We start from the raw sequence: 21,070 nt of genomic DNA, 5'->3' as shown, positions 1-21,070 counted from the left end.
GTTCTCACTCCTTGATCGGCGGATGCGCCGCACGGGATGCGTCGGCTTCGTCGTTGGACGAGCGCGAGACCCGACCCGTTCCCGCGATTGTCGCCGATCCGACGACACGCGTGCCGTCGTACAACACCACCGACTGTCCCGGCGCCACTCCTCGGACACGCCGGTCCAACCGCACGTGCACCAGTTCGCCGGATGCTGTTGCGTAGGCCGGGATCTCCTCACCGTGCGCCCGCACCTGCGCGCCCACCCGGATCTCACCCGACGGCGGCGGCCCGCACCAGCGAGCGTGATCGGCGCTGAGCTCGTCGATACCGAGCAGCTCCTGGGTCCCGACGACGACCTGCCGGGTCTGTGGGCGAACGTCGACGACATAGCGCTTGGCGCCGTCCTCGCGGGGCACCGTGAGACCCAGTCCGCGCCGTTGGCCGACGGTGTAGGCGAACGCGCCATCGTGGCTGCCGACGACCTCGCCCGCGTCGTCGACGATGTCACCGGGTGCAGCGCCGAGGCGGGAGGTCAACCAGCCTTTGGTGTCCCCGTCGGCGATGAAACAGATGTCGTAACTGTCCGGCTTCTTGGCGATCGAGAAACCGCGCTCTGCCGCCTCCTGGCGGATCATCGGCTTCGTGGTGTCGCCGAGCGGGAAGAAGGCCCGCGAGAGCTGGTCGGCGTCCAACACCCCCAACACATAGGACTGGTCCTTCGCAGGGTCGACCGCCCGGTGCAGTTCGCGCCCGTGCGGACCCTGCACGATCTGCGCATAGTGACCGGTCGCGACGGCATCGAACCCGAGCGCCAGTGCCTTGTCCAAGAGCGCCGCGAACTTGATGCGCTCGTTGCACCGCAGGCACGGGTTCGGTGTCCGACCGGCGGCGTACTCGGCGATGAAGTCCTCGATGACGTCCTCTTTGAAGCGCTGCGCCATGTCCCAGACGTAGAACGGAATACCGAGTCGATCAGCGACCCGACGCGCGTCTCCGGCGTCCTCGATCGTGCAGCAGCCGCGCGATGATTCACGCAGCGTCGCCGCCGATTGCGACAGCGCCAGGTGTACGCCGACGACGTCGTGCCCAGCATCCAACATCCGGGCCGCTGCCACCGCCGAGTCCACTCCGCCGCTCATGGCGGCCACGACGCGCATCAGCGCCGCCTCTCGCCGGTGCGTCCGGCATGGTGGGCGCGCTGCGCTCGTTCGACGGCCGCCGGTAGCGCTTGCAGGAAGGCGGCCACGTCTGCGTCGTGGGAGGTATGACCGAGTGAGAGGCGCAGCGCCCCGCCGGCCTGCTTCTCCGGCACCCCCATCGCGAGCAGCACGTGGCTGGGTCGCGGCACCCCGGCCTGGCACGCCGAACCGGTCGAACACTCGATGCCGGCCGCATCCAGCAGGTAGAGCAGCGAATCACCGTCACAGTCGGGCACCAGCAGATGCACATTGCCGGACAGTCGGTGCGTGACATCTCCGACCTCGTGCGGACCGCTCACCGAGATGTCGTACCCCGCATCGAGTGACCCGCGGATCATCTTGTCGCGTAGCGCCACCAGCCGGTCCTGCTCGGCAGGCAGGTCAGCGGTGACGGCGGCTGCCGCAACTGCCAGCCCGCGAATGGCCGCGACGTCAAGAGTGCCGCTGCGTAGTCCGCGCTCCTGGCCACCGCCCTGTGTCAGTGCCCGCAGCCGGATGTCGCGACGGGCGAGTAGTACACCGACACCCATCGGCCCGCCGATCTTATGACCGGTTGCGGTCAGCAGATCCGTACCGACACCGGAGAAATCGATCGGCAGCGTGCTCATCGCCTGCACCGCATCGGTATGCACGGGGATGTCGAATTCGTGCGCCACCGCCGCGATCTCGGCGATCGGTTGCACGGCGCCCACCTCGTTGTTTGCCCACATCACCGATACCAACGCCACCTGCGCCGGGTCGAGGGCAATGGCCTCGCGGACCGCGGCGGGGTCGATCCGCCCCTGACCGTCGGGGCGTACCCAGGTGACCTGGGCACCCTCGTGGGCGACCAGGAAGTCGACGCAGTCCAACACCGCGTGGTGCTCGATCGCGGATACGACCAGCCGGGTACGGCGCGGGTCATCCGCGCGGCGCTGGTAGAAGAGACCCTTGATTGCCAGGTTGTCCGACTCGGTACCCCCGGAGGTGAAGATGACTTCCGAGGGTCCCGCGCCCAGCGCCGAGGCGACGATCTCGCGCGATTCCTCCACGACCTTGCGGGCAGCCCGCCCGGAGGCATGCAGTGAGGAGGCATTGCCCGCGACGGCCATCTGTTCGGCAACGGCTGTGGCGACCTGCGGGAGCGCCGGCGTGGTCGCGGCGTGGTCGAGGTAGTGGCGCACCACTCGATTCTACGAGCCGGGCGGAGGTGCACGCCGACCCGAGCGTCGCAGGCCCGCCGGGGCGGGCTTTGACACACTGGGCCCTGCCCATATCCCGATGAGAGGTCAGCAGTGTTCACCGAGGCTTACCGGAACGTGCCGTCCAGACCATCGCGCGCTGGTCGATCACGCGCGTGCTTCGTCGGTGTCGCCGCCGTGGCCTCCTGCGCCGCCCTCGGATTGGCGGGCTGCAGCAGTACTCCCGGCAGCACGGCGTCCGGTTCTTCCAAGTCCCCGACGACCACCACCAACGCGGGACCAGCCGGCTGTTCGGGAGGCGCCGCCCCGGCCTACCAGGGTGCGGGCACGGCATTCGACGCGCCGGTCACGACACGGGACCAGAGCGCTGTGGCCACGCAGGCCAGCGCACCGACCATGTCGACCGCGTCCACCGGCAACAAGAACTACGGCATCGCCTCAGTGCACGTCTCGGCGCGAGTCGTCACGAACGGGACGTATGCGGTCTCCCCGGCGTCCGTGGTCCTGGTCGATGAAAGTGGGCGGGTCTGCCCGCGACCGGCTACCAATCCACTCCCGGACCCCTACCAGCTGAGCACTGTGCGCGGCGGCGCGGGCGCGGACGGCAACATTGCATTCCTGGTGCCCACCGATGCAGACCTGGCGAAGTACTCGGTGGTCTACGTCGCCAACCCTACCGACCGGCAGGCGCTCGCGAAGTGGTCCCCACAGGGCACCGCACCAAGCCGGACCGTCACGAACGCGTGCGACGGTCCGCAGGTCGGCTACGACCGCAAGGGTGTCGCGACGTTCCCGTTCGGTAAGCCGGCCTCGACCGTCAAGGACGCTATCGGGATCAGCGTGACCGCCCAGGCACCGAAACCACGCGAACTGCCGGCGTCCGATGCGGTCCCCGCCGACGTCAGCGGGGTGGGGGTTTCGTTGCAGATCAGCGCGAAAGGTGCGGACGCGTACGTGGACCGCCGCCAGTTCGTGCTGCTCGACGGTCAGGGCAGGCCATGTCGCTTCGGGGGGCTGCCCTCGCCCGGAGAGACACTGAGCAACACACTCATCAAGTCCGGGAAATCCGGCACCTACACGGTTGTGTTCTGGGTGCCCAAAGGTGGACTGCCGAACAGTTGGACGCTGTTGGAGCTGAGCTCACCGACGTCCAAAAAGGCCGTAGCCGCCTGGTCGACCGGCGCGAAGTAGCTCCGGTTTTGCAGGTCAGTCGGTGAGACGGGGCGGGAATCCCCCCGTTGCAATGGGGCCCCATCGCGTCGGGGTGACCCGGATCAGGCATTTGCCCTGTCGGCGCATCGCGTCGCGGTAGTCCGCCCAGTCCGAGTGCTCACCGGAGATCACCCGGAAATACTCCACGAGCGGCTCGATCGCCTCCTCCCCCGCCAGCACCTGGGCCGTACCGTCGATCTGCACCCACTCGTCGTCGAACTCCTGGGACAGGACCAGCACGCTGACCCGGGCATCCCGAGCTGCGTTACGGGACTTCGCGCGCTCCGGATAGGAGGAGATCACCAGTCGGCCCTCGGCGTCGACACCGCCGGTCACCGGCGAAGCCTGCGGCGAGCCGTCATGGCGGGTGGTGATCAGCACGAACTGGTGCCTCGGGCGAACGAAATCGGTCAACTCGGTGGCATCGACGCGGGTAGTCGTGGCAGCTCTGGGACTCATGCCCCCAGCCTGTCAGACAGTCGTGAGCGGGAACATGGGCTGCGGCGGTAGTTGCATCGTGATCACGTCACCGGGCGCGATCGTACCGGCGCGGGAAACGATGCCCATGACGCCCGCAAGTCGTTCGACATGGCCGGCAGCGTCGGTGCGTAGGAATTGCTTGAGCAGGCCGCTGCGCAACCCGTTGATCTGGTGACAGGGGTTACGCAGTCCCATCACCGTGACCGTTGCATCGCCGATCGTCAGTCGAGTGCCCACCGGCAGACCACGTAGGTCGATGCCCCGGGTGGTGATGTTCTCGCCGAGATCACCGGGCTGCACGTCGTACCCCGCCTCGCGCACGGTCTGCAGAACCTCCACCGGTATGAGGTGCACCTGCCGCAGATTCGGTTGGCTGGGATCGACAGCGACACGCGACCGGTGTTGCACTGTCGCTCCGTAGTGCGCGTCGCCGCGCACCCCCAGGCCTTCGTCGAGCACGATCTGGTCTTGCGTGTCCTTGCTGAATTCGTGGACGCTGCTCACGTGGACGGCGATCACTGCTGCGGGCATTGCGACATCATCCCAAGCGTTTGCGTCGCTAGCGACCCGAATGCCGGACGATCGACGATTTTCCCGACGTTTGCGTCGCTGGCGACCAAAACGTCGCAGGCCCCTAGACGCGAACGCCCGCCTCACCGGTGCGGCGAGGCGGGCGTAGGCGCGATTGCAGTGCGTCAGTTCTTGGCGGTCTTCACTGCCTCGGTGGCCTGCGGCAGCACGTTGAACAGATCGCCGACGACGCCGAAGTCGACGAGTTCGAAGATCGGTGCCTCCTCGTCCTTGTTGATCGCGACAATCGTCTTGGACGTCTGCATGCCGGCACGGTGCTGGATGGCACCGGAGATCCCGCACGCCACGTACAGCTGCGGCGAGACCTGCTTGCCGGTCTGACCGACCTGGTTGCTGTGCGGGTACCAGCCGGCATCCACCGCTGCGCGCGAGGCGCCGACTGCTGCGCCGAGACTGTCGGCGAAACCTTCAACCGGGGAGAAGTCGCCGCCGGTGCCACGACCGCCGGAGACCACGATGGCGGCCTCGGACAACTCCGGACGACCGGACGCCTTCTTCTCCTGGATGTCGGTGATCTTCGCGCCCTTGGCGCTGTCGGAGACGGTCAGCTCGACCTGCACCACAGTCGCGGAAGCCTGAGAGGCCTGCGGCGCAGTGGTGTTGGGCTTGACGGTGATGATCGGAGTGCCCTGGGTGACGATGCCCTGCAGCGTGTAGCCACCGGCGAACACCGACTGGGTAGCGATGATGCCCTCATCACTTGCCTGCACGTCCTGCGCGTCGGTGATCAGACCCGACTCCAACTTGACCGCAAGACGGGCAGCGGCCTCCTTGTTGCTACCGCTGGTCGTCACGAGGACGGCCGCCACGTCGCCGGACGCCTTGACCGCGGCTTCCAGCGCCTCGGCAAGCGGCGCCACGAGATAGGTGTCGATGTCCGGGTTGTCGATGACGTAGACCTTCTCGGCACCGAACTGCGCAAGCCGGGGGCGCGCCGCCTCGACGTTGCTACCGATGAACACGGCGGCAGGCGTACCCAGCCGGCGCGCGATGGTGAGCAACTCCGCAGAGGTCTTCTTGACCGCTCCGTCAGTGTGATCTACCAGAACCAGAACTTCAGCCATGTTGTTGTCTTCCTTCGCTCATCGCCACGTCAGACCAGCTTGGCCTTGGACAGGAACTCCACCAGCTTGGTTCCGCCGTCACCTTCGTCCGGCGTCACCTCGCCCTTCGCGCGCGCCGGACGCTGCGTCACGTCGATGACCTTCGTCCATGCGCCTGCGAAGCCGACCTGCGCCGCATCCAGGCCGAGGTCGCTCAGGGACCAGGTCTCGACCGGCTTCTTCTTGGCCGCCATGATCCCCTTCAGCGAGGGATAGCGCGGCTCGTTGATCTGATCGGTCACGCCGACCAGCGCGGGCATCGTCGCTTCGATGGTCTCCGAAGCGACGTCCGTGTCGCGACGACCCTTGACGGCGCCGTCCGCAACGGACAACTCCGACACCTGGGTTACCTGAGGCAACCCGAGGCGCTCGGCCAACATTGCCGGAACGACACTCATCGTGCCGTCGGTCGATGCCAGTCCGGTCAGCACCAGGTCTGGTGAGCCGATCTTCTCGATGGCCTTGGCCAACACCAGCGAGGTGCCACCGGCGTCCGAACCGTGGATCGCGTCGTCGCAGACGTGCACACCCTTGTGAGCGCCCATCTTGAGCGACTTCTTGATGGCTTCCAGAGCGACTGCAGGACCGACCGTCAGGACGGTGACCTCACCCTCGCTGCCTTCGACCAGCTTCAACGCTTCTTCCACGGCGTACTCATCCAACTCAGAGAGCAGACCATCGACGTTCGTGCGGTCGGTGGTGTGGTCATCGTTGAACGTGCGATCGCTCTGGGAGTCCGGCACGTACTTGACACAGACGACGATGTTCATGGCCTAGCCCTTCGTTTTGACGCGGTACTCACGACTTCTGCTGAAAATTCTACGTCACCCGGTTACTGGCGAGTAACGCCCCGTTCATCGACCTCAGCGGCCGGTGAACTGCGCCTTGCCCGGACCCTGCGTGACGAACGACTCCATCCCGGCAGCTCGGTCACTGGTAGCGAACAGGCCGGCGAACAACGCCGATTCGATACTCAGCCCGGTGTCCAGGTCGACGTCCAGGCCTCGGTCGATGGCCTGCTTGGCAGCCCGTAGCGCCACCTTCGGCCCGCCGACGTACCGGCTCATCCGCGCCTTCGCGGATTCGAGCACCGTCCCCGGCTCGCACAGCTGGTCCACCAGCCCGATCTGCAACGCCTCGCTCGCGTCGACCATCCGACCGGAGAAGACGATGTCCTTGGCGCGGGCCGGACCCACCAGTCGGGTCAGCCGCTGGGTGCCGCCGGCACCGGGAATGATGCCCAGCAGGATCTCCGGCTGGCCCAGCTTCGCGTCGCTGGCGGCAATCCGGAAGTCACAGGTCATCGACAACTCGCACCCGCCGCCCAACGCGTATCCGGCGATGGCAGCCACGGTCGGCTGCGGGATGGCGGCGATCGCAGCGAAACAGGCCTGCAGTCGGGGTGCGCGGGTGACCATGTCGACATAGTCCAGGTGCTGCATTTCTTTGATGTCTGCGCCCGCGGCAAAAACCTTCTCACCGCCGTACAGGATGACGGCATCGACGTCGTCGCGCCCGGAAACCTCGACCGCCGCAGCTGCCAGACCTTCTTGGATGGCCGCGTCGAGTGGGTTCATCTTGGGGCGGTCGATCCGGATCACAGCGATCCCGTCGGCCACCTGCAGCGAGACGTACTCGCCGTATGTCCTATCAGTCATGCTCAGACCAGACCGTTGCCGGAGTCGCCTTCCGGGCCACCTTCGGGCGGACCGGGCAACTCGCTGGGGTCGGTATTCGCCACATGCGGGCCTTCGCCGAGCACGGTCTGGTGCCACAGCTGCACGGCCTGCAGCACCATCTGGGTGGTGGAGGCGACCATCATCTCCAGGTTGTCGCCGTCCTGGACCAGGTGCTCACCGGAGACGACCAACGTGCCGTTGGCGATACCGGTCTTGATGATGTTGAGGCTGAGGGTGACGTCGTTGCAGGCCAGCAGCTGTTTCGTGATGTCGGTGGGCATGTCGTCGGTGATCTGCCACTGCCCGAAGATGCGCAGCAAACTGACGTCGCCCTCGGTGCAGCGGGCGAACAACTGCTGCTCCTGCACGGAGTAGGTCACGTCGCCGTCGGTGTCGAGGTCCGGCTGGGCCTGCATGTCCTGCAACACGTCCAGGACGCGACCACGCAGCGGGTGCTCGTCGGCGGGAGGCGGGAAATTGGGCATGGAGGTGGGATCAGTCATACCGCCACGTTACCGGGATCTCTAGGCTGACCCCCATGCCTGCCCCGCGCCGCCCCGACCATGTCCCACCGCCGTACGGCGCGACGCTCACCGACGACGGTGCGGAGTTCGCCGTCTATGCGGGCCACGCCAACGCAGTACGGCTCTGTCTCTTCGACGATTCCGGCACCGAGCGGCAAATCCCGATGGTGCCTCACGTGCACGGCACCTGGTCCGTGCACGCCCCGGGGGTGCGGGAAGGTCAGCGGTACGGATACCGGGTCGACGGGCCGTGGGATCCGGCCAGTGGGCAGCGCCACAACCCCGCCAAGTTGCTGCTGGACCCCTACACCCGCGCCATCGACGGGCAGGTGCAGTGGGCTCCGCAGGTCTACGGGAACGTCGTGGACGAACTACTCGTCGGGGGTGACGTGCGCGATGACCGCGACAGCGCCGCCTTCGTGCCCCGCAGCGTCATCGTGGATGACCAGTTCGACTGGGGTGGGGTGAGCGCGCCGATGGTCTCCTGGAGTGACACCGTGATCTACGAGACGCACATCGTCGGGATGACCCACGACCTGCCCGGCGTCCCCGAGCACCTGCGCGGCACCTACGCGGGGATGGCGCACCCGGTCACCATCGAGCACCTGCGCTCGCTCGGCGTCACCACCGTGGAGTTACTGCCCGTGCAGGCCAGCGCTTCGGAGCCGCAGGTCGAGCAGCGCGGCCTGATCAACTACTGGGGTTACAACACGCTCGGCTTCTTCGCGCCGCACCTGCCCTATGCCGCCTCCGACGATCCGGTCGAGTCCGTTGCCGAGTTCAAGGGCATGGTCAAGCTGCTGCACGCGGCTGGCATCGAGGTCATCCTGGACGTGGTCTATAACCACACCTGCGAGCAGAGCGCCCGCGGCGGCTCCACCCTGTCCTGGCGCGGTCTGGACAGTCGCGCCTATTACCGTCTGGATGGTCGCGGCAACGACATCGACGTCACGGGCTGCGGCAACACCCTCGATCTACGCCACCCGGTCACCGTGCGGATGGTGATGGATTCGCTGCGCTACTGGGTGTGCGAGATGCACGTCGACGGTTTCCGGTTCGACCTGGCGGTGGCGCTCGCGCGCGGTCTGGACGACAGCTTCCACCCCGATCACCCCTTCCTGATGGCGCTGCGCACCGATCCCGTACTCGCGGACGTCAAGCTGATCGCGGAGCCCTGGGATCTGGGTATGCACGGGTGGCGCACGGGTCAGTTCCCGACGCCGTTCGGGGAGTGGAACGACCGGTTCCGGGACACGGTGCGCACCTTCTGGCTGCCCGACCTGGCGCGCGACGCTGCCGGGGAGAGCGGGCACGGGGTACGCGAGCTGGCGACCTGTATCGCCGGGTCGGCCGAGCTGTTCCACGACTCACGGCGCGGTCCGCTGGCCTCCATCAACTTCATCACGGCGCACGATGGATTCACCGTGGCCGACCTCACCGCGTACAACCGCAAACACAACGACGCCAACGGCGAGGGCAACCGCGACGGAACCGACAACAACTCCTCCTGGAACCACGGCGTGGAGGACCACGAGAGCGCGGCGCCCGAGGTGGACGAACTGCGGCGACGCTCGATGCGCAACCTGCTGGGCACCCTCATCCTGTCTTCGGGCGTGCCCATGTTGACCGGCGGCGACGAGTTCGGGCGTACGCAGCACGGCAACAACAATCCGTACTGCCAGAACAGCGAAATATCCTGGTACGACTGGGATCTCGCGCCGTGGCAGAGCGCGCTGAACCACACGGTTCGCCACCTCGTGCAGATACGCCGCGATCACCCGGTGTTGCGGCAGCGACACTTCTTCCCCGGTGGTCCCGTCGAAGGCCAGACACTTCCGGCCCTGCACTGGCACGCCGCAGACGGTCAGATCCTGACCGCAGACCAGTGGAACAACGGCCGCACCCGCACGATGTCCGTCGTCTTCGACGGGGCGGCTGTCGGCGATGACCGCCTGCTGCTGCTCTTCCACGGTGGCGCCGCTGAGTCGGCCGTGACCCTTCCCGACCAGAGCGGTATCGCAGCATGGGAATTGCTGTGGGACAGCCGCTTCGAGGAGACGTCAGAGATCACCCGGGATCGAACGCCGCTCGGTGCGCCCTACGAGGTGCCCGCTGCCACACTCGCAGTCTTCCGGGGGGTCTGACGTGGTCTCTTACATCGACGCGCACGACGGCGAGCGGCTCGCCGTCCACGAGGTCGGCCACGGCCGGCCGCTCGTCCTGATCCACGGGTACTTCTCCACCGCGAGGGTGAACTGGATCGCCTATGGGCACGCCCAGTTGATCGCAAATCGCGGATACCGGGTGATCATGCCCGACCTGCGCGGTCACGGCGACAGCGCAAAACCGCATGACAGCGAGCGCTACCGGGGCGACATCCTGGCCGATGACGGGCTCGCCCTGGTCGAGCAGCTCGGTCTGACCGACTACGACCTCGGCGGGTATTCCCTCGGTGCCCGCACGACCGCCCGAATGCTGGTGCGTGGCGCCACTCCCGGACGCGTGGTGCTGGGCGGGATGGGACTGTCCGGCATCACCCGCACGGGCGGTCGTGGCGAGCACTTCCGCGAGGTGCTGACCGCGACAGAGACCTACCCGCGGTATTCACCGTTGTGGAAGAGCCAGTCCTTCCTGCGCAAGACCGGCGGCGATCCGGTCGCGCTGCTGCACGTACTGGAGTCGTTCGTCGACACCCCCGACAACGACCTGTCGTGCATCACCGCCCCGACGTTGGTGGTGTGCGGCGAACACGACCTGGACAACGGATCGCCGCAGGAGCTGGTCGACGCTCTGCCGAACGCGCGCCTGGCACTGGTGCCCGGTGATCACATGAGCGCCGTCGCCGACAAGGCACTGGGTCAGGCCATCGCCCGCTTCCTCGGCGACGCATCGGACGTCTGAGCGCAGAGCGGTTCCAGGGCTCAGTCGCCGGTCTCCGGGGTGCGCGAAAGGTGGCGCAGCCACCACAGACCAACGATCGGCAGAACCAGCGGAACGTACCCGTAACCCTGCCCGAAATGTGCCCATACGGTGGTGTCGCCCGCCTGGCCCTGAGCGACGAACGCACCCGCGTCGGCGTAACTCCAGATGCCGACAGCGATCACCCCTAAAAGCTCGAACGCGATGGTGTACAACGCGACTCGCGCACTCAGCCGGCCACTGCGTGCGAGCGCAACAGTCGCCACGACATACACGACGCCGGCCAGTGCCGAGAGCAGATAGGGCGTATTGGGGTGCGGCCAGGTCTGGGCGATCTGCAGGATCGAACGCCCCGCAGCAGCCAACGCGAAGAGCGCGTAGACGGCGACCAGGATGCGGCCGGTGCCGGTATTGGTGCGCACTCAGATCAAACCGCCGTCGTGGGTCTCAAAAGATGAATAGACATGGTGCGTGTCGCAGCGGGGCATGGTCAGCGGCGGCCGTCCCAGATCTGGACCAGCCGGAACAACATGACGAACAAGCCGAGCGCAGCGACCAGTATGACTCCGGAACTGGAACGCGACTCCCGCTCGGCGATGGCCCAGAATCCGGCCACCGGAAGCGCGACCACCATCCCCGCCAGGTAGGCGATGAACAACGGTGTCGACATACCAGAGGCACCATTGCCCGACAAGACGATCCCGACGACCAGCAGCACGATCATGCAGCCTTCGGCGCCCAGACCGGCCCAGAGCATCGGGTCGTTGATCGGTTTGCCGCGAAGCAAGGCCACGGCGGCCAGGATCGCCAGCAACACCAGGACCGCGCCGGTGAGATAGGTCAGGGGTGCGTACACGCGTTCATCGTACGGATGCCGAGGTTCCGCTTCATCGACGCTTGTTGCCCGTGAGTGCCTGCGCCCTTGCAGGTGGCTTGGATAGGTTCGGGGAACAACGCGAATATCCCCCTCGGGCGCCGCAGCGAACCGCGACCCCCGATACCTCGAAGGAGTCGATCGTGAGCAAACTGGGTGGACTCGGTATCGGAGCAGGGGCGATCGCCGCGCTTGCGGCTCGTGACCTACTGCAGAAAAGACATTCCATTCTGCGTAACTACCCGGTGATCGGGCACAGCCGGTTCCTGCTGGAGGGTCTGCGCCCGGAGCTGCAGCAGTACTTCATCGAACGGAACTGGGACGGCCGCCCGTTCGATCGCGACACCCGCACGTTGATCTACGAGCGCGCGAAAGGAACTGCGGCCGAGCTGTCCTTCGGCACCGAGCGGGACGTGTACAGACCCGGCTACGAGTACCTCATCCACACCACCACGCCGTTGGAAGCACCGGATCAGCCGCCGCGAGTGATGATCGGCGGGCCGGACTGCAAGAAGCCGTACAGCATGGCGCTGGTCAACGTGTCTGCGATGAGCTTCGGCGCATTGTCGGCCAACGCGATCCGTGCGCTCAACAAAGGCGCTGCGATGGGTGGCTTTGCGCACGACACCGGCGAGGGCGGGCTGTCCAAGTATCACGAGGAGAACGGCGGCGATCTGGTCTGGGAGATCGGGTCGGGCTATTTCGGCACCCGCACCAAGGACGGCCATTTCGACGAGGAGCAGTTCGCCGAGAAATCGAACCGCGACCAGGTCAAGTGCGTGTCCATCAAACTGAGCCAGGGAGCCAAGCCGGGGATCGGCGGGGTGCTGCCCGGTGCGAAGGTCACCAGGCAGATCGCCGACGTGCGTGGCGTGCCGGAGGGGCAGAAGTGCGTGAGCCCGGCCGCTCACACGGCGTTCAGCACACCGATCGAACTCATCCAGTTCATCGCGCGGCTGCGCGAACTGACCGGCGGCAAACCGGTCGGGTTCAAGTTGTGCGTGGGATCGCGGCGTGACTTCCTGGCCATCTGCAAGGCAATGCTGCAGGTAGGCACAGCTCCCGACTTCATCATCGTGGACGGCAGCGAGGGTGGCACAGCCGCTGCACCGCTGGAATATGAGGATCACGTCGGGATGCCGCTCACGGATGGGCTGATGATCGTGCACAACGCGCTCGTCGGCGCGGGCCTGCGAGACAGGATCAAGATCGGTGCCAGCGGCAAGATCGTCGGCGGTAGTGATGTGGTCAAACGACTGATCCAAGGTGCTGACTACACCAACTCCGCCCGCGCCATGATGATGGCGATCGGCTGCATCCAGTCCCAGAAATGCCACACAGACAAATGCCCGACAGGTGTCGCCACCCAGAACGAACGGCGTTCGCGGGCGCTGGATGTCGGCGACAAGAGCATGCGGGTCAAGCGCTATCAGGAAGCAACGGTGATTCAGGCGGCCAGGATGATGGCCAGTCTGGGCGCCACCAGCCCCGACGAGCTCAGCCCACATATGCTGCGCCGCAATGTCGATTTCGGCACCACCCAGTCCTACTACGAGCTGTACGAGTGGCTTTCGCCCGGGCAGCTATTGTCCAAAGGACCTGCGACCTGGGCCGATGACTGGGATGCCGCCAGTGCCGACCATTTCGTGCCGCAGATCTCCCACCGACGCTAAGGTATCTGCGCTCGACGACGATCTCCACCAGCGACACCAGTAGGCGCCGCCCCCCTTGAGGGGACGGCGCCTACTCCTTTTGAAGGCTGAGATCAGTGCGAGTGATCCAGTGCTTCGAGCTCGATGTTCTTGTGCACGTGGCCGTCTTCGGTAACCACGAAGCCTAGCATCTTCAATACGTCCGGTCCTCCGACTCCGCCACCGGGGGCCTTACGGCCGTTCAACACCGGGTATCCAGCCGGCGTGCCAGGCACACCCAGAACAGATCCGGCATCAGAGTCGATTACCTGCATTACCGGACCGGTGAAGCCCTGTGCCCGGACTGTGCTGATCGATTCATTGATCAACAGCAGCACATCACCGGCAGCATTGGGCTCCAGCATCGCCGGAGTGATCGACTCGCAAAATCCACACGAGTCACGCCAGGCAACTACCGGCACCGGTTCGCCGCCGCCGAAGCGCGCAACGGCATCCGCGAACAACAGCTCTTCGCCATCATCCAGGGCCACCATCGGGTTCAGTGTCTCGAAGTCATCGCCCGGGAGTGAGCTGCGGTTGACTTCTTCCTGCTGCGCAACCTGCTTGTCACTGGGGGCGTGCGCCATACCTGTCACCACGTTGACCCCGACTGCTTGGACGATCGCGCTGACCAATTCACTGATGCGCTCAGCCCCAAGAGCCGGGCCCGCCGAGACCTTGCCATTGGTGCCGATAAGGACCGCTGCCGGAGTCGCTCCTACATTGAGACTCAATTGAGCGACTGCGTTCTCGTCGCCATAGAGCGACAGATCGCCGATAACATCGTTGAATTCCGCCAAGGTGTCCTCAACCGAACCTATCGTGACCAGTGCGACGTCTACCTGATCCATGAATGCCGCCGACCACATAGGGACGTGGGGGACGAGATCATGGCAATTGATGCAGGTCGGAGAAATGAAGACCAGCAGTTGAGCCTTATCTTGTGCCAACTCCACCAGATTGACTCGAGCCCCCAGAGCATCGACAAGTTCGATGTCAGGAATATCCACCGGTTCCGCGACGACGCCAACAGGTCGGGACTCCAGCTCCACGGTAAGCGCTGCCCTCTGGGAGGCCTCGCGGCGCCACAGGAAGTAAAGCGCCGCGAGTGCCGCCGAGGCAACCAGCACGGTAAATGCCCACGTGACCTGCCACCCAGACTCGTCGCGGACTGTCCGCCACACTCCGGTAGCAGGAAGTACCCCATAGGCCACCACAACCGCGAAAACGGTAAGCACCGCGTTACGGATTGCCGTGGACTTTGAGATTGGTTCAGGAGTCAACTCACCGAAACAGTGACACGACGGCGCTTCGCCGCGTGCCAGCGTCACGCTCACCAGGACGGTGAACCCGAGCATTAACGCGACAACCAGAGTACCGATAACGATGAAGGAAGGGCCAGACGTGACCAAGAGACCAATCGCCAGAACGATCTCGACAACAGGAACTACCCTAGCGACCAATGCGCGGGCATCTTCCGGCACGGGGATGACGCCAAAGCCCTTGATGGCAGCGACTGTACCTGCGTGATCGCGAAGCTTCGCTATTCCGCTGAGTAGGAGAACCCCCACCATCACTAATGTGACGGCTAGGTGAATAGTGCTCAAGAAAACGTCCTTCTAAGAGAAATTCGGCAGATCAGTTGGTGCCCGTACTGGACGGGGCCGAGGTGCTGCTGGTGGACGGTGCAGGCTTCGATGTGGGTGCGGACGTCGGAGAAGGCGCGGTAGTAGGCAACGACGGCGAGGTAGTAGACGACGTGCTTGACGGCTTAACGCTGCCGGCCATAGGAACGGCGACCGTCTTGTCACCGGCGCGAGCTATGAACGGCTCGCCGGTGAGTTGTGCATGCTTCAACTCGCGCTCGGTGGCAGCGTTCGTGACCTCTTTCTCTACACCCCCTGCCCGCTGAGCGGTGCACTCGCAGGTGCCAATAGCGACGGTCACATCGGCCAGCTTGGTTCCGATGATAGGAACCCGCACCCGCACCCGCTCTCCAACGATCGGATTGCAGGTCAGGCCAGCATTGCAGTTGGTGCCCAAGGTGACGCCAGCCAGGTTCAATGTACCCACGAGGGTGTTGAACACGGCTACCAGCGCGTCGAGGATGGTATTTCCCAGTAATCCACCCTCCGAGGTGGACACTCGGCACAAGGTACCCAGGCTGCCGTCACCGAGAGGCGAGACACATACGTTCTTGGGAATCTGCGCAATCGTCGTGGTTCGGATTGCGCCGACGATATTGAGCCCATTGAGAAGAGTAGTGATGAGGCCAATGATGCCATTGAGAGCGGTCACGAGCGGACTGCCAACGCTCAGGCACACTCCGAAGCACGTGCCCTTACCGCAAGTGCTGGCCACGAGCGTCGACCCGACGCAGACATTGGCCAGACCAAGCGGTCCGGTACCGACACATAGGAGTCCGGGAGCGCACTTACAGTTTCCAGAATTTCCTACGGTCAGGATGCACTGCTGCTGTCGATTACAGGAATCGCAAGTGTTCGGGGAAGCGGCGAACGCCGGGGCAGCAACCCCAGCGGCGATGACCGGGAGGCTCCACGCCGCACCCTTGGCAATCGACCGACGGTCAACTTGCTTCTTACTGATCCCTGCAGCGATTTGGTCAACATCGATCGACATAACGTCTCCATCATTTTGGGTGGACCCCGCGCGTATGAGTCAGGTCGATCAGACATGGCTCGCTTTCAGACCGAACTATAGGTTGCGCATTCCCCAATCGTCTACTTTGAATGACGATTCAATCTCTTTGTTTACCTTGAATTCTCGTGCTTATTTTTACTGAATGATTGATCAGTGAACGAAATGCGGCGCAGCGACACCAGAGTGCCACTGCGCCGCAGGTAATCTGTTGAACGTTTGTGCATTCAGTTGCTCATGTTGAGTCCGTCGTCAGGCGTTGATCGCAAGTCCCAGCTCTGCCGGGCTGGCCAGTCCCTCGTGCCGGGGCAGCACCCGCACCGTGTAGCCGAATGAACCGGTACGCCCGATGGTGACGTCGCCGCTGAACAGGTGCCGCCCGTCGGGCTCGGTCTCCACGAACGAGAGCGGAACGGTGGCTACGTCGCGTAGATCATCGGACTCCGAGACCCGACCATGCACGACCTGGACGTCGACGTCGGTCGGTGCCAGTGCTTCTAGAGTCACATAGGCACGCACGTTGACCTCGTCGCCCACCTGGGGGCTGTCCGAGAGCCCCTCGGAGTCCACGTGCTCAACCTTCACCTTCGGGAAAGCCGCCGCCGCGAGTTGCTTGTACGCGGCCAGCGAGCGCGCCTGCGCGAAGTCGTTCTCCGCACGGCGGTGCGCCGCCTGGGCAGCCGGCGCGTAGAGCTCACTCGTGTAGTCCTTGACCTGACGGGTCGCCTGGACCTTCGGACCCAAGGTGCTCAACGTGTGCGACACCATCGCCAGCCACCGCTGCGGCAGCTGCTGCGCGTCACGGTCGTAGAAGATGGCCGCGACGTGGCGCTCCATCAACTCGTACAGCGCGTTCGCCTCCAAGTCGTCGCGACGGTCCGGGTCTTCGACACCGTCGGCGGTCGGGATGGCCCAACCGTTCTGACCGTCGTACCACTCGTCCCACCACCCGTCGAGAATCGACAGGTTCAGGCCGCCGTTGAGCGCCGCCTTCATACCGGACGTGCCGCACGCCTCGAACGGACGCAGCGGGTTGTTCAGCCACACGTCGCAGCCCGGGTACAGCTTCTGGGCCATCTCGATGTCGTAGCCGGGCAGGAAGGCAATCCGGTGCCGGATGGCGGGATCGTCAGCGAACTGCACCATCTGCTGGATGAGCTTCTTACCGGTCTCGTCGGCCGGGTGACTCTTGCCGGCGATGACCAGCTGAATCGGTCGCTCCGGGTCCAGCAGGAGTCGACGCAGTCGCGTCGGGTTACGCAGCATGAGCGTGAGTCGTTTGTAGGTCGGCACCCGTCGCGCAAAACCGATCGTCAGCACATCAGGGCTGAAGATCTCATCTGTCCAGCCCAGTTCGGCCGAGGATGCACCGCGGTTCAACCACGACTCGCGCATCCGGCGGCGAACGTCGTCGACCAGCTGCTCGCGCAGCTCGCGTTTGACCTTCCAGAACTCCTCAACAGGCACCTTGCCCAGCATCTCCCAGGCATCCCCGTCGCGCATCGGCTCGGCACCCACGTACCGCTGACCGAGTGCGATGACCTTCGGGTCCACCCAGGTCGGCATGTGGACACCGTTGGTGATGCTGACGATCGGAATCTCCGTGTCGTCGAATCCGGGCCACAGACCGTCGAACATCCCGCGACTGACGACGCCGTGCAGCTTGGAGACGCCGTTGGCGCGCTGCGCCATCCGCAGGCCCATCACCGCCATATTGAAGACAGTGTCGTCGCCGCCCTCGTACGTCTCGGCGCCCAACGGCAGCACCTTCTCCAGCGGAACGCCGGGCAGGTTACCGAGATAACGCCGCACCTGGTCCTTGCCGAAGCGGTCGATACCGGCCGGCACGGGTGTGTGGGTGGTGAAGACGGTGCCCGCGCGGACGGTCTCCATCGCGGTGTCGAAATCCAGACCCTGGCCCGTGACCAACTCACTGATCCGCTCCAGGCCGAGGAACCCGGCGTGGCCCTCGTTGCAGTGGTAGACCTCGGGCAACGGTGCGCCGGTCAGCCGAGACCAGATGCGCGTCGCGCGGATACCGCCGATACCGAGCAGCATCTCCTGCTGCAGACGCTGCTCGCCGCCACCGCCGTACAACCGGCGGGTCAGCTCGCGTCCGGCGTCATCGTTGCCGTCGACGTCGGAATCGAGCAGCAACAAAGGCACCCGGCCGACCTGCGCACGCCAGATGCGCGCATGCAGGGTGCGACCTTCGGGCAGGTCCAGGGTGACGCGTACCGGGGTTCCGTCGTGTTCGCGAACGAGCGAGAGCGGCAGGTCGTCCGGGTCGTGCGTCGGGTAGGACTCCTGCTGCCAGCCGTCCGCGGACAACGACTGGGCGAAATACCCGGTGTTGTAGAACAAGCCGATCCCGACGATCGGCACACCCAGATCGGAGGCGGATTTGAGGTGGTCACCGGCGAGAATGCCGAGACCGCCGGAGTACTGCGGCAGTACATGTGTGATGCCGTACTCGGCACTGAAGTACGCGATCGATTTCGGCGCCTCGTTATCGGCGGCGAAATCGTCGTACCAGGAACGAGCGGTGAGGTACCGATCCAGATTCCGCTGAGCAGACTCGACCCGTTCGACCAGAGCGGTGTCGGCCGCCAGGGACTGCAGCTCATCAGAAGTGAAGGACGCGAGCAATGCGACCGGATCGTGCCGCACGCTTTCCCAGCGCTGCGGGTCGATATCCCGGAAAAGGTCACGGGTCCGGCTGTGCCATGACCACCGCAAGTTACTGGCCAGGTCGCCCAGGGGAGCGAGTGGCTCGGGAAGAACGGTACGGACGTGGAAACGTCGGATGGCTTTCACGGGTGCCATTTTAAGGGCGATCCGCCACCTGGACAGGCAACGTCCACCAGGTAAACCTTGTAGCGTCGCACCGTGACTGATTCGCCTGCCATCAGCCGTCGTCTACCTTCTGCACCTCACGCTCCCACGCGCGTGAGAGGGAACCCTCCCAAGAGCGAGGCTCCCCTCGCCGTCGGCGCCGGTAGACCCATCGGACGGATACCCGTCCAGGACGTCTTGCCCTCCGTCGACGGTGGTGCCAGGTCGACGACATCCGTTGTCCGCGAAGAGTTCACCGTCTCAGCGACGGTCTTCCGCGAGGGGCACGACGCCGTCAACGCCACCGTCGTGCTGACCGACCCGCAAGGGCGCGAGACGCATGTCCCGATGACGTGCGTGAACGCCGGACTCGACGCCTGGACCGCCACCGTCAGCGCAGACCGCGAGGGCCAGTGGAACTACCGCGTCGAAGGCTGGTCGGACCCCTACGGCACCTGGAGTCACGACGCGATTATCAAGATCGCCGCCGACGTCGACGCCGAACTGATGCTCGCCGAGGGCGCGCTCGTGCTGCAGCGCGCACTGGACACCGACAGCTATGACGCGCACGACACCGCGACCCTGCGTGCCGCAGTCGAGCAGCTCCGCGACGAGGCCGGCGACGTCGCAGCCCGTCTCGCGTCGGGGACGAGCACCGATGTACGCCGGGTGCTGGCCTCCCATCCACTGCGCGAGAGCGTCAGCCCCAGCGCGGCCTACCCATGGCTGGTCGAGCGCGAGCGCGCGCTGACCGGAGCCTGGTATGAGATCTTCCCGCGCTCGGAGGGTTGCTACCAGGACGAATCCGGCGACTGGGTCAGCGGCACCTTCGCCACGGCATCCAAGCGACTGCCCGCCATCGCCGCGATGGGCTTCGATGTGGTCTACCTCACCCCCGTGCACCCGATCGGCACGACGAACCGCAAGGGCCCGAACAACTCCCTGGACGCTGGGCCCAAGGACCCCGGATCGCCCTACGCCATCGGCGGCCCCGAGGGTGGGCACGACGCACTGCATCCCGACCTCGGCGACTGGGACGACTTCGACGGCTTCGTCACAGCGGCCGCCCGCGAAGGGCTGGAGGTGGCCCTGGACCTGGCGCTGCAGTGCTCACCGGACCACCCCTGGGTCACGCAGCACCCGGAGTTCTTCACCACCCGCGCCGACGGCACGATCGCCTACGCGGAGAACCCGCCCAAGAAGTACCAGGACATCTACCCGATGAACTTCGACAACGACCCGGCGGGCAGCTATGCCGCAGTGCGGGCGGTCGTACAGGTCTGGATCGACCACGGCGTGAAGATCTTCCGGGTCGACAACCCGCACACCAAACCGGTGGAGTTCTGGCAGTGGCTGATCGCCGATGTCGCGGCGGAGCACCCCGAGGTGATCTGGCTGGCCGAGGCATTCACCCGCCCCGCGATGATGCACACCCTCGGCAAGGTCGGCTTTCAGCAGAGCTACACCTACTACGCATGGCGCAATGACCCGATCGAGCTGCGCGAGTATGTCGAGGAGCTCGCAGGTGAAGCCGCCTCCTACATGCGCCCTGCGTTCTGGCCCACCACACACGACATCCTCACGCCGTATCTGCAATTCGGTGGGCCGACCGCGTGGAAGCTGCGCGCTGCGCTCGCCGCGACACTGTCACCGACCTACGGGATCTACGCCGGGTACGAGCTCGTGGAGAGCGTGGCGCGCCCGGGCGTCGAGGAGCAGGTCGACAACGAGAAGTACGAATACAAGGACAGGCGCTGGGAGGACTACGAACCGGGTGGGCCCAAGGCCGGACAGTCACTGGCGCCCTATCTGACCCGGCTGAACCAGATCCGCCGCGAACACCACGCATTCGACTGGCTACGCAACATCACCTTCCACGAGGTCGACGACCCGCAGGTGCTGGTCTTCTCCAAACATCGCGGCGACGACGTGGTGATCGTGGTGGCCAACTGCGACCCGCATGCCACCCGCGAATCGATCGTGCACCTGGACCTGGAAGCGCTCGGGCTGCCCGCCGGTGCATGGTTCTCGGCCTACGACTGCATCACCGACGTCACCTGGCGTTGGGGAGAGCACAATTACGTGCGCGTCGGCCCCGAGACCGAGCCCGTGCACATCATCCATGTAAGGAGCGCCTGAA

At 65.3% G+C, this 21,070-nt stretch carries 18 protein-coding genes; 5 read left to right on the top strand and 13 right to left on the bottom strand.

Annotation, left to right across the window (positions count from 1 at the left end):
- Nucleotides 1–4: 4 nt before the first annotated feature.
- Together mnmA and V3G39_07090 are read right to left on the bottom strand one after the other, a co-directional pair.
- Nucleotides 5–1,141 carry a tRNA 2-thiouridine(34) synthase MnmA gene (gene mnmA / locus V3G39_07095; GenBank protein XAS77800.1) on the bottom strand — a complete coding sequence of 379 codons (1,137 nt, stop codon included), beginning with the start codon at nucleotides 1,139–1,141 and terminating at the stop codon, nucleotides 5–7.
- Nucleotides 1,141–2,346: a cysteine desulfurase family protein gene (locus V3G39_07090; GenBank protein XAS77799.1), complete on the bottom strand. Its 1,206-nt coding sequence runs from the start codon at nucleotides 2,344–2,346 to the stop codon at nucleotides 1,141–1,143. The genes mnmA and V3G39_07090 overlap by 1 nt, the downstream gene beginning before the upstream one ends.
- A 111-nt stretch (nucleotides 2,347–2,457) precedes the next feature.
- Between V3G39_07090 and V3G39_07085 the strand changes: the two genes are divergently transcribed.
- Nucleotides 2,458–3,555 (top strand): hypothetical protein, encoded by a 1,098-nt coding sequence (locus V3G39_07085; GenBank protein XAS77798.1) that lies wholly within the window; start codon nucleotides 2,458–2,460, stop codon nucleotides 3,553–3,555.
- 15 nt (nucleotides 3,556–3,570) lie between these two features.
- Here V3G39_07085 and V3G39_07080 read toward each other — a convergent pair whose 3' ends face one another.
- The 6 genes from V3G39_07080 to V3G39_07055 all read right to left on the bottom strand — a co-directional run bounded on the left by V3G39_07080 (nucleotide 3,571) and on the right by V3G39_07055 (nucleotide 7,932).
- Complete coding sequence (locus tag V3G39_07080; GenBank protein XAS77797.1) at nucleotides 3,571–4,035, bottom strand: PPOX class F420-dependent oxidoreductase; 465 nt, start codon at nucleotides 4,033–4,035, stop codon at nucleotides 3,571–3,573.
- A gap of 12 nt (nucleotides 4,036–4,047) precedes the next feature.
- The gene (locus V3G39_07075) at nucleotides 4,048–4,587 is read right to left on the bottom strand and encodes an MOSC domain-containing protein (GenBank protein XAS77796.1); all 540 of its coding nucleotides are present in this window, start codon (nucleotides 4,585–4,587) and stop codon (nucleotides 4,048–4,050) included.
- Nucleotides 4,588–4,751: 164 nt separating this feature from the next.
- Entirely contained in the window at nucleotides 4,752–5,711 is a 960-nt protein-coding gene (locus V3G39_07070) for an electron transfer flavoprotein subunit alpha/FixB family protein (protein XAS77795.1), read from the bottom strand.
- A 29-nt stretch (nucleotides 5,712–5,740) separates the two neighbouring features.
- A complete protein-coding gene (locus V3G39_07065) occupies nucleotides 5,741–6,520 on the bottom strand; it encodes an electron transfer flavoprotein subunit beta/FixA family protein (protein XAS77794.1) in 780 nt (259 codons plus the stop codon).
- Between the two features lie 93 nt (nucleotides 6,521–6,613).
- The gene (locus V3G39_07060; GenBank protein XAS77793.1) at nucleotides 6,614–7,408 is read right to left on the bottom strand and encodes an enoyl-CoA hydratase-related protein; all 795 of its coding nucleotides are present in this window, start codon (nucleotides 7,406–7,408) and stop codon (nucleotides 6,614–6,616) included.
- A gap of 2 nt (nucleotides 7,409–7,410) precedes the next feature.
- Complete coding sequence (locus tag V3G39_07055) at nucleotides 7,411–7,932, bottom strand: hypothetical protein (GenBank protein ID XAS77792.1); 522 nt, start codon at nucleotides 7,930–7,932, stop codon at nucleotides 7,411–7,413.
- Nucleotides 7,933–7,967: 35 nt separating this feature from the next.
- Here V3G39_07055 and glgX point away from each other — a divergent pair, with 35 nt between their 5' ends.
- Together glgX and V3G39_07045 are read left to right on the top strand one after the other, a co-directional pair.
- Nucleotides 7,968–10,097 carry a glycogen debranching protein GlgX gene (glgX, locus tag V3G39_07050; protein ID XAS77791.1) on the top strand — a complete coding sequence of 710 codons (2,130 nt, stop codon included), beginning with the start codon at nucleotides 7,968–7,970 and terminating at the stop codon, nucleotides 10,095–10,097.
- Between the two features lies 1 nt (nucleotide 10,098).
- Nucleotides 10,099–10,854, top strand: a complete 756-nt coding sequence (locus V3G39_07045) for an alpha/beta hydrolase (GenBank protein XAS77790.1) — start codon at nucleotides 10,099–10,101, stop codon at nucleotides 10,852–10,854.
- 20 nt (nucleotides 10,855–10,874) lie between these two features.
- Here V3G39_07045 and V3G39_07040 read toward each other — a convergent pair whose 3' ends face one another.
- Both V3G39_07040 and V3G39_07035 read right to left on the bottom strand, forming a co-directional pair.
- Entirely contained in the window at nucleotides 10,875–11,294 is a 420-nt protein-coding gene (locus V3G39_07040) for a hypothetical protein (protein XAS77789.1), read from the bottom strand.
- A 68-nt stretch (nucleotides 11,295–11,362) separates the two neighbouring features.
- Nucleotides 11,363–11,728 carry a hypothetical protein gene (locus tag V3G39_07035; protein XAS77788.1) on the bottom strand — a complete coding sequence of 122 codons (366 nt, stop codon included), beginning with the start codon at nucleotides 11,726–11,728 and terminating at the stop codon, nucleotides 11,363–11,365.
- A 161-nt stretch (nucleotides 11,729–11,889) separates the two neighbouring features.
- On the opposite strand from V3G39_07035, the gene V3G39_07030 reads away from it, so the two are divergent.
- Nucleotides 11,890–13,419, top strand: a complete 1,530-nt coding sequence (locus V3G39_07030; GenBank protein ID XAS77787.1) for an FMN-binding glutamate synthase family protein — start codon at nucleotides 11,890–11,892, stop codon at nucleotides 13,417–13,419.
- A gap of 92 nt (nucleotides 13,420–13,511) precedes the next feature.
- On the opposite strand, the gene V3G39_07025 is transcribed toward V3G39_07030, so the two are convergent.
- From V3G39_07025 to glgP, 3 genes are all read right to left on the bottom strand, one after another.
- A complete protein-coding gene (locus V3G39_07025; GenBank protein XAS77786.1) occupies nucleotides 13,512–15,044 on the bottom strand; it encodes a MauE/DoxX family redox-associated membrane protein in 1,533 nt (510 codons plus the stop codon).
- A 31-nt stretch (nucleotides 15,045–15,075) separates the two neighbouring features.
- Complete coding sequence (locus tag V3G39_07020; protein ID XAS77785.1) at nucleotides 15,076–15,735, bottom strand: hypothetical protein; 660 nt, start codon at nucleotides 15,733–15,735, stop codon at nucleotides 15,076–15,078.
- A gap of 612 nt (nucleotides 15,736–16,347) precedes the next feature.
- Nucleotides 16,348–18,912 carry an alpha-glucan family phosphorylase gene (gene glgP / locus V3G39_07015; protein XAS77784.1) on the bottom strand — a complete coding sequence of 855 codons (2,565 nt, stop codon included), beginning with the start codon at nucleotides 18,910–18,912 and terminating at the stop codon, nucleotides 16,348–16,350.
- A gap of 132 nt (nucleotides 18,913–19,044) precedes the next feature.
- On the opposite strand from glgP, the gene V3G39_07010 reads away from it, so the two are divergent.
- On the top strand, nucleotides 19,045–21,069 hold the full coding sequence (locus tag V3G39_07010; protein ID XAS77783.1) for an alpha-1,4-glucan--maltose-1-phosphate maltosyltransferase: 2,025 nt from the start codon (nucleotides 19,045–19,047) through the stop codon (nucleotides 21,067–21,069).
- Nucleotide 21,070: the final 1 nt, after the last annotated feature.

Source organism: Dermatophilaceae bacterium Sec6.4 (genome assembly GCA_039636865.1).
GTDB lineage: Bacteria > Actinomycetota > Actinomycetes > Actinomycetales > Dermatophilaceae > Allobranchiibius.
This window is presented reverse-complemented; position numbering and strand designations above follow the sequence as displayed.

Excerpts from the sequence above, each read along its gene's own strand:
- mnmA (XAS77800.1), bottom strand. The coding sequence starts at position 1,141 with ATGCGCGTCGTGGCCGCCATGAGCGGCGGAGTGGACTCGGCGGTGGCA.
- V3G39_07080 (XAS77797.1), bottom strand. The coding sequence starts at position 4,035 with ATGAGTCCCAGAGCTGCCACGACTACCCGCGTCGATGCCACCGAGTTG.
- V3G39_07075 (XAS77796.1), bottom strand. The coding sequence starts at position 4,587 with ATGCCCGCAGCAGTGATCGCCGTCCACGTGAGCAGCGTCCACGAATTC.
- V3G39_07070 (XAS77795.1), bottom strand. The coding sequence starts at position 5,711 with ATGGCTGAAGTTCTGGTTCTGGTAGATCACACTGACGGAGCGGTCAAG.
- V3G39_07065 (XAS77794.1), bottom strand. The coding sequence starts at position 6,520 with ATGAACATCGTCGTCTGTGTCAAGTACGTGCCGGACTCCCAGAGCGAT.
- V3G39_07060 (XAS77793.1), bottom strand. The coding sequence starts at position 7,408 with ATGACTGATAGGACATACGGCGAGTACGTCTCGCTGCAGGTGGCCGAC.
- V3G39_07055 (XAS77792.1), bottom strand. The coding sequence starts at position 7,932 with ATGACTGATCCCACCTCCATGCCCAATTTCCCGCCTCCCGCCGACGAG.
- glgX (XAS77791.1), top strand. The coding sequence starts at position 7,968 with ATGCCTGCCCCGCGCCGCCCCGACCATGTCCCACCGCCGTACGGCGCG.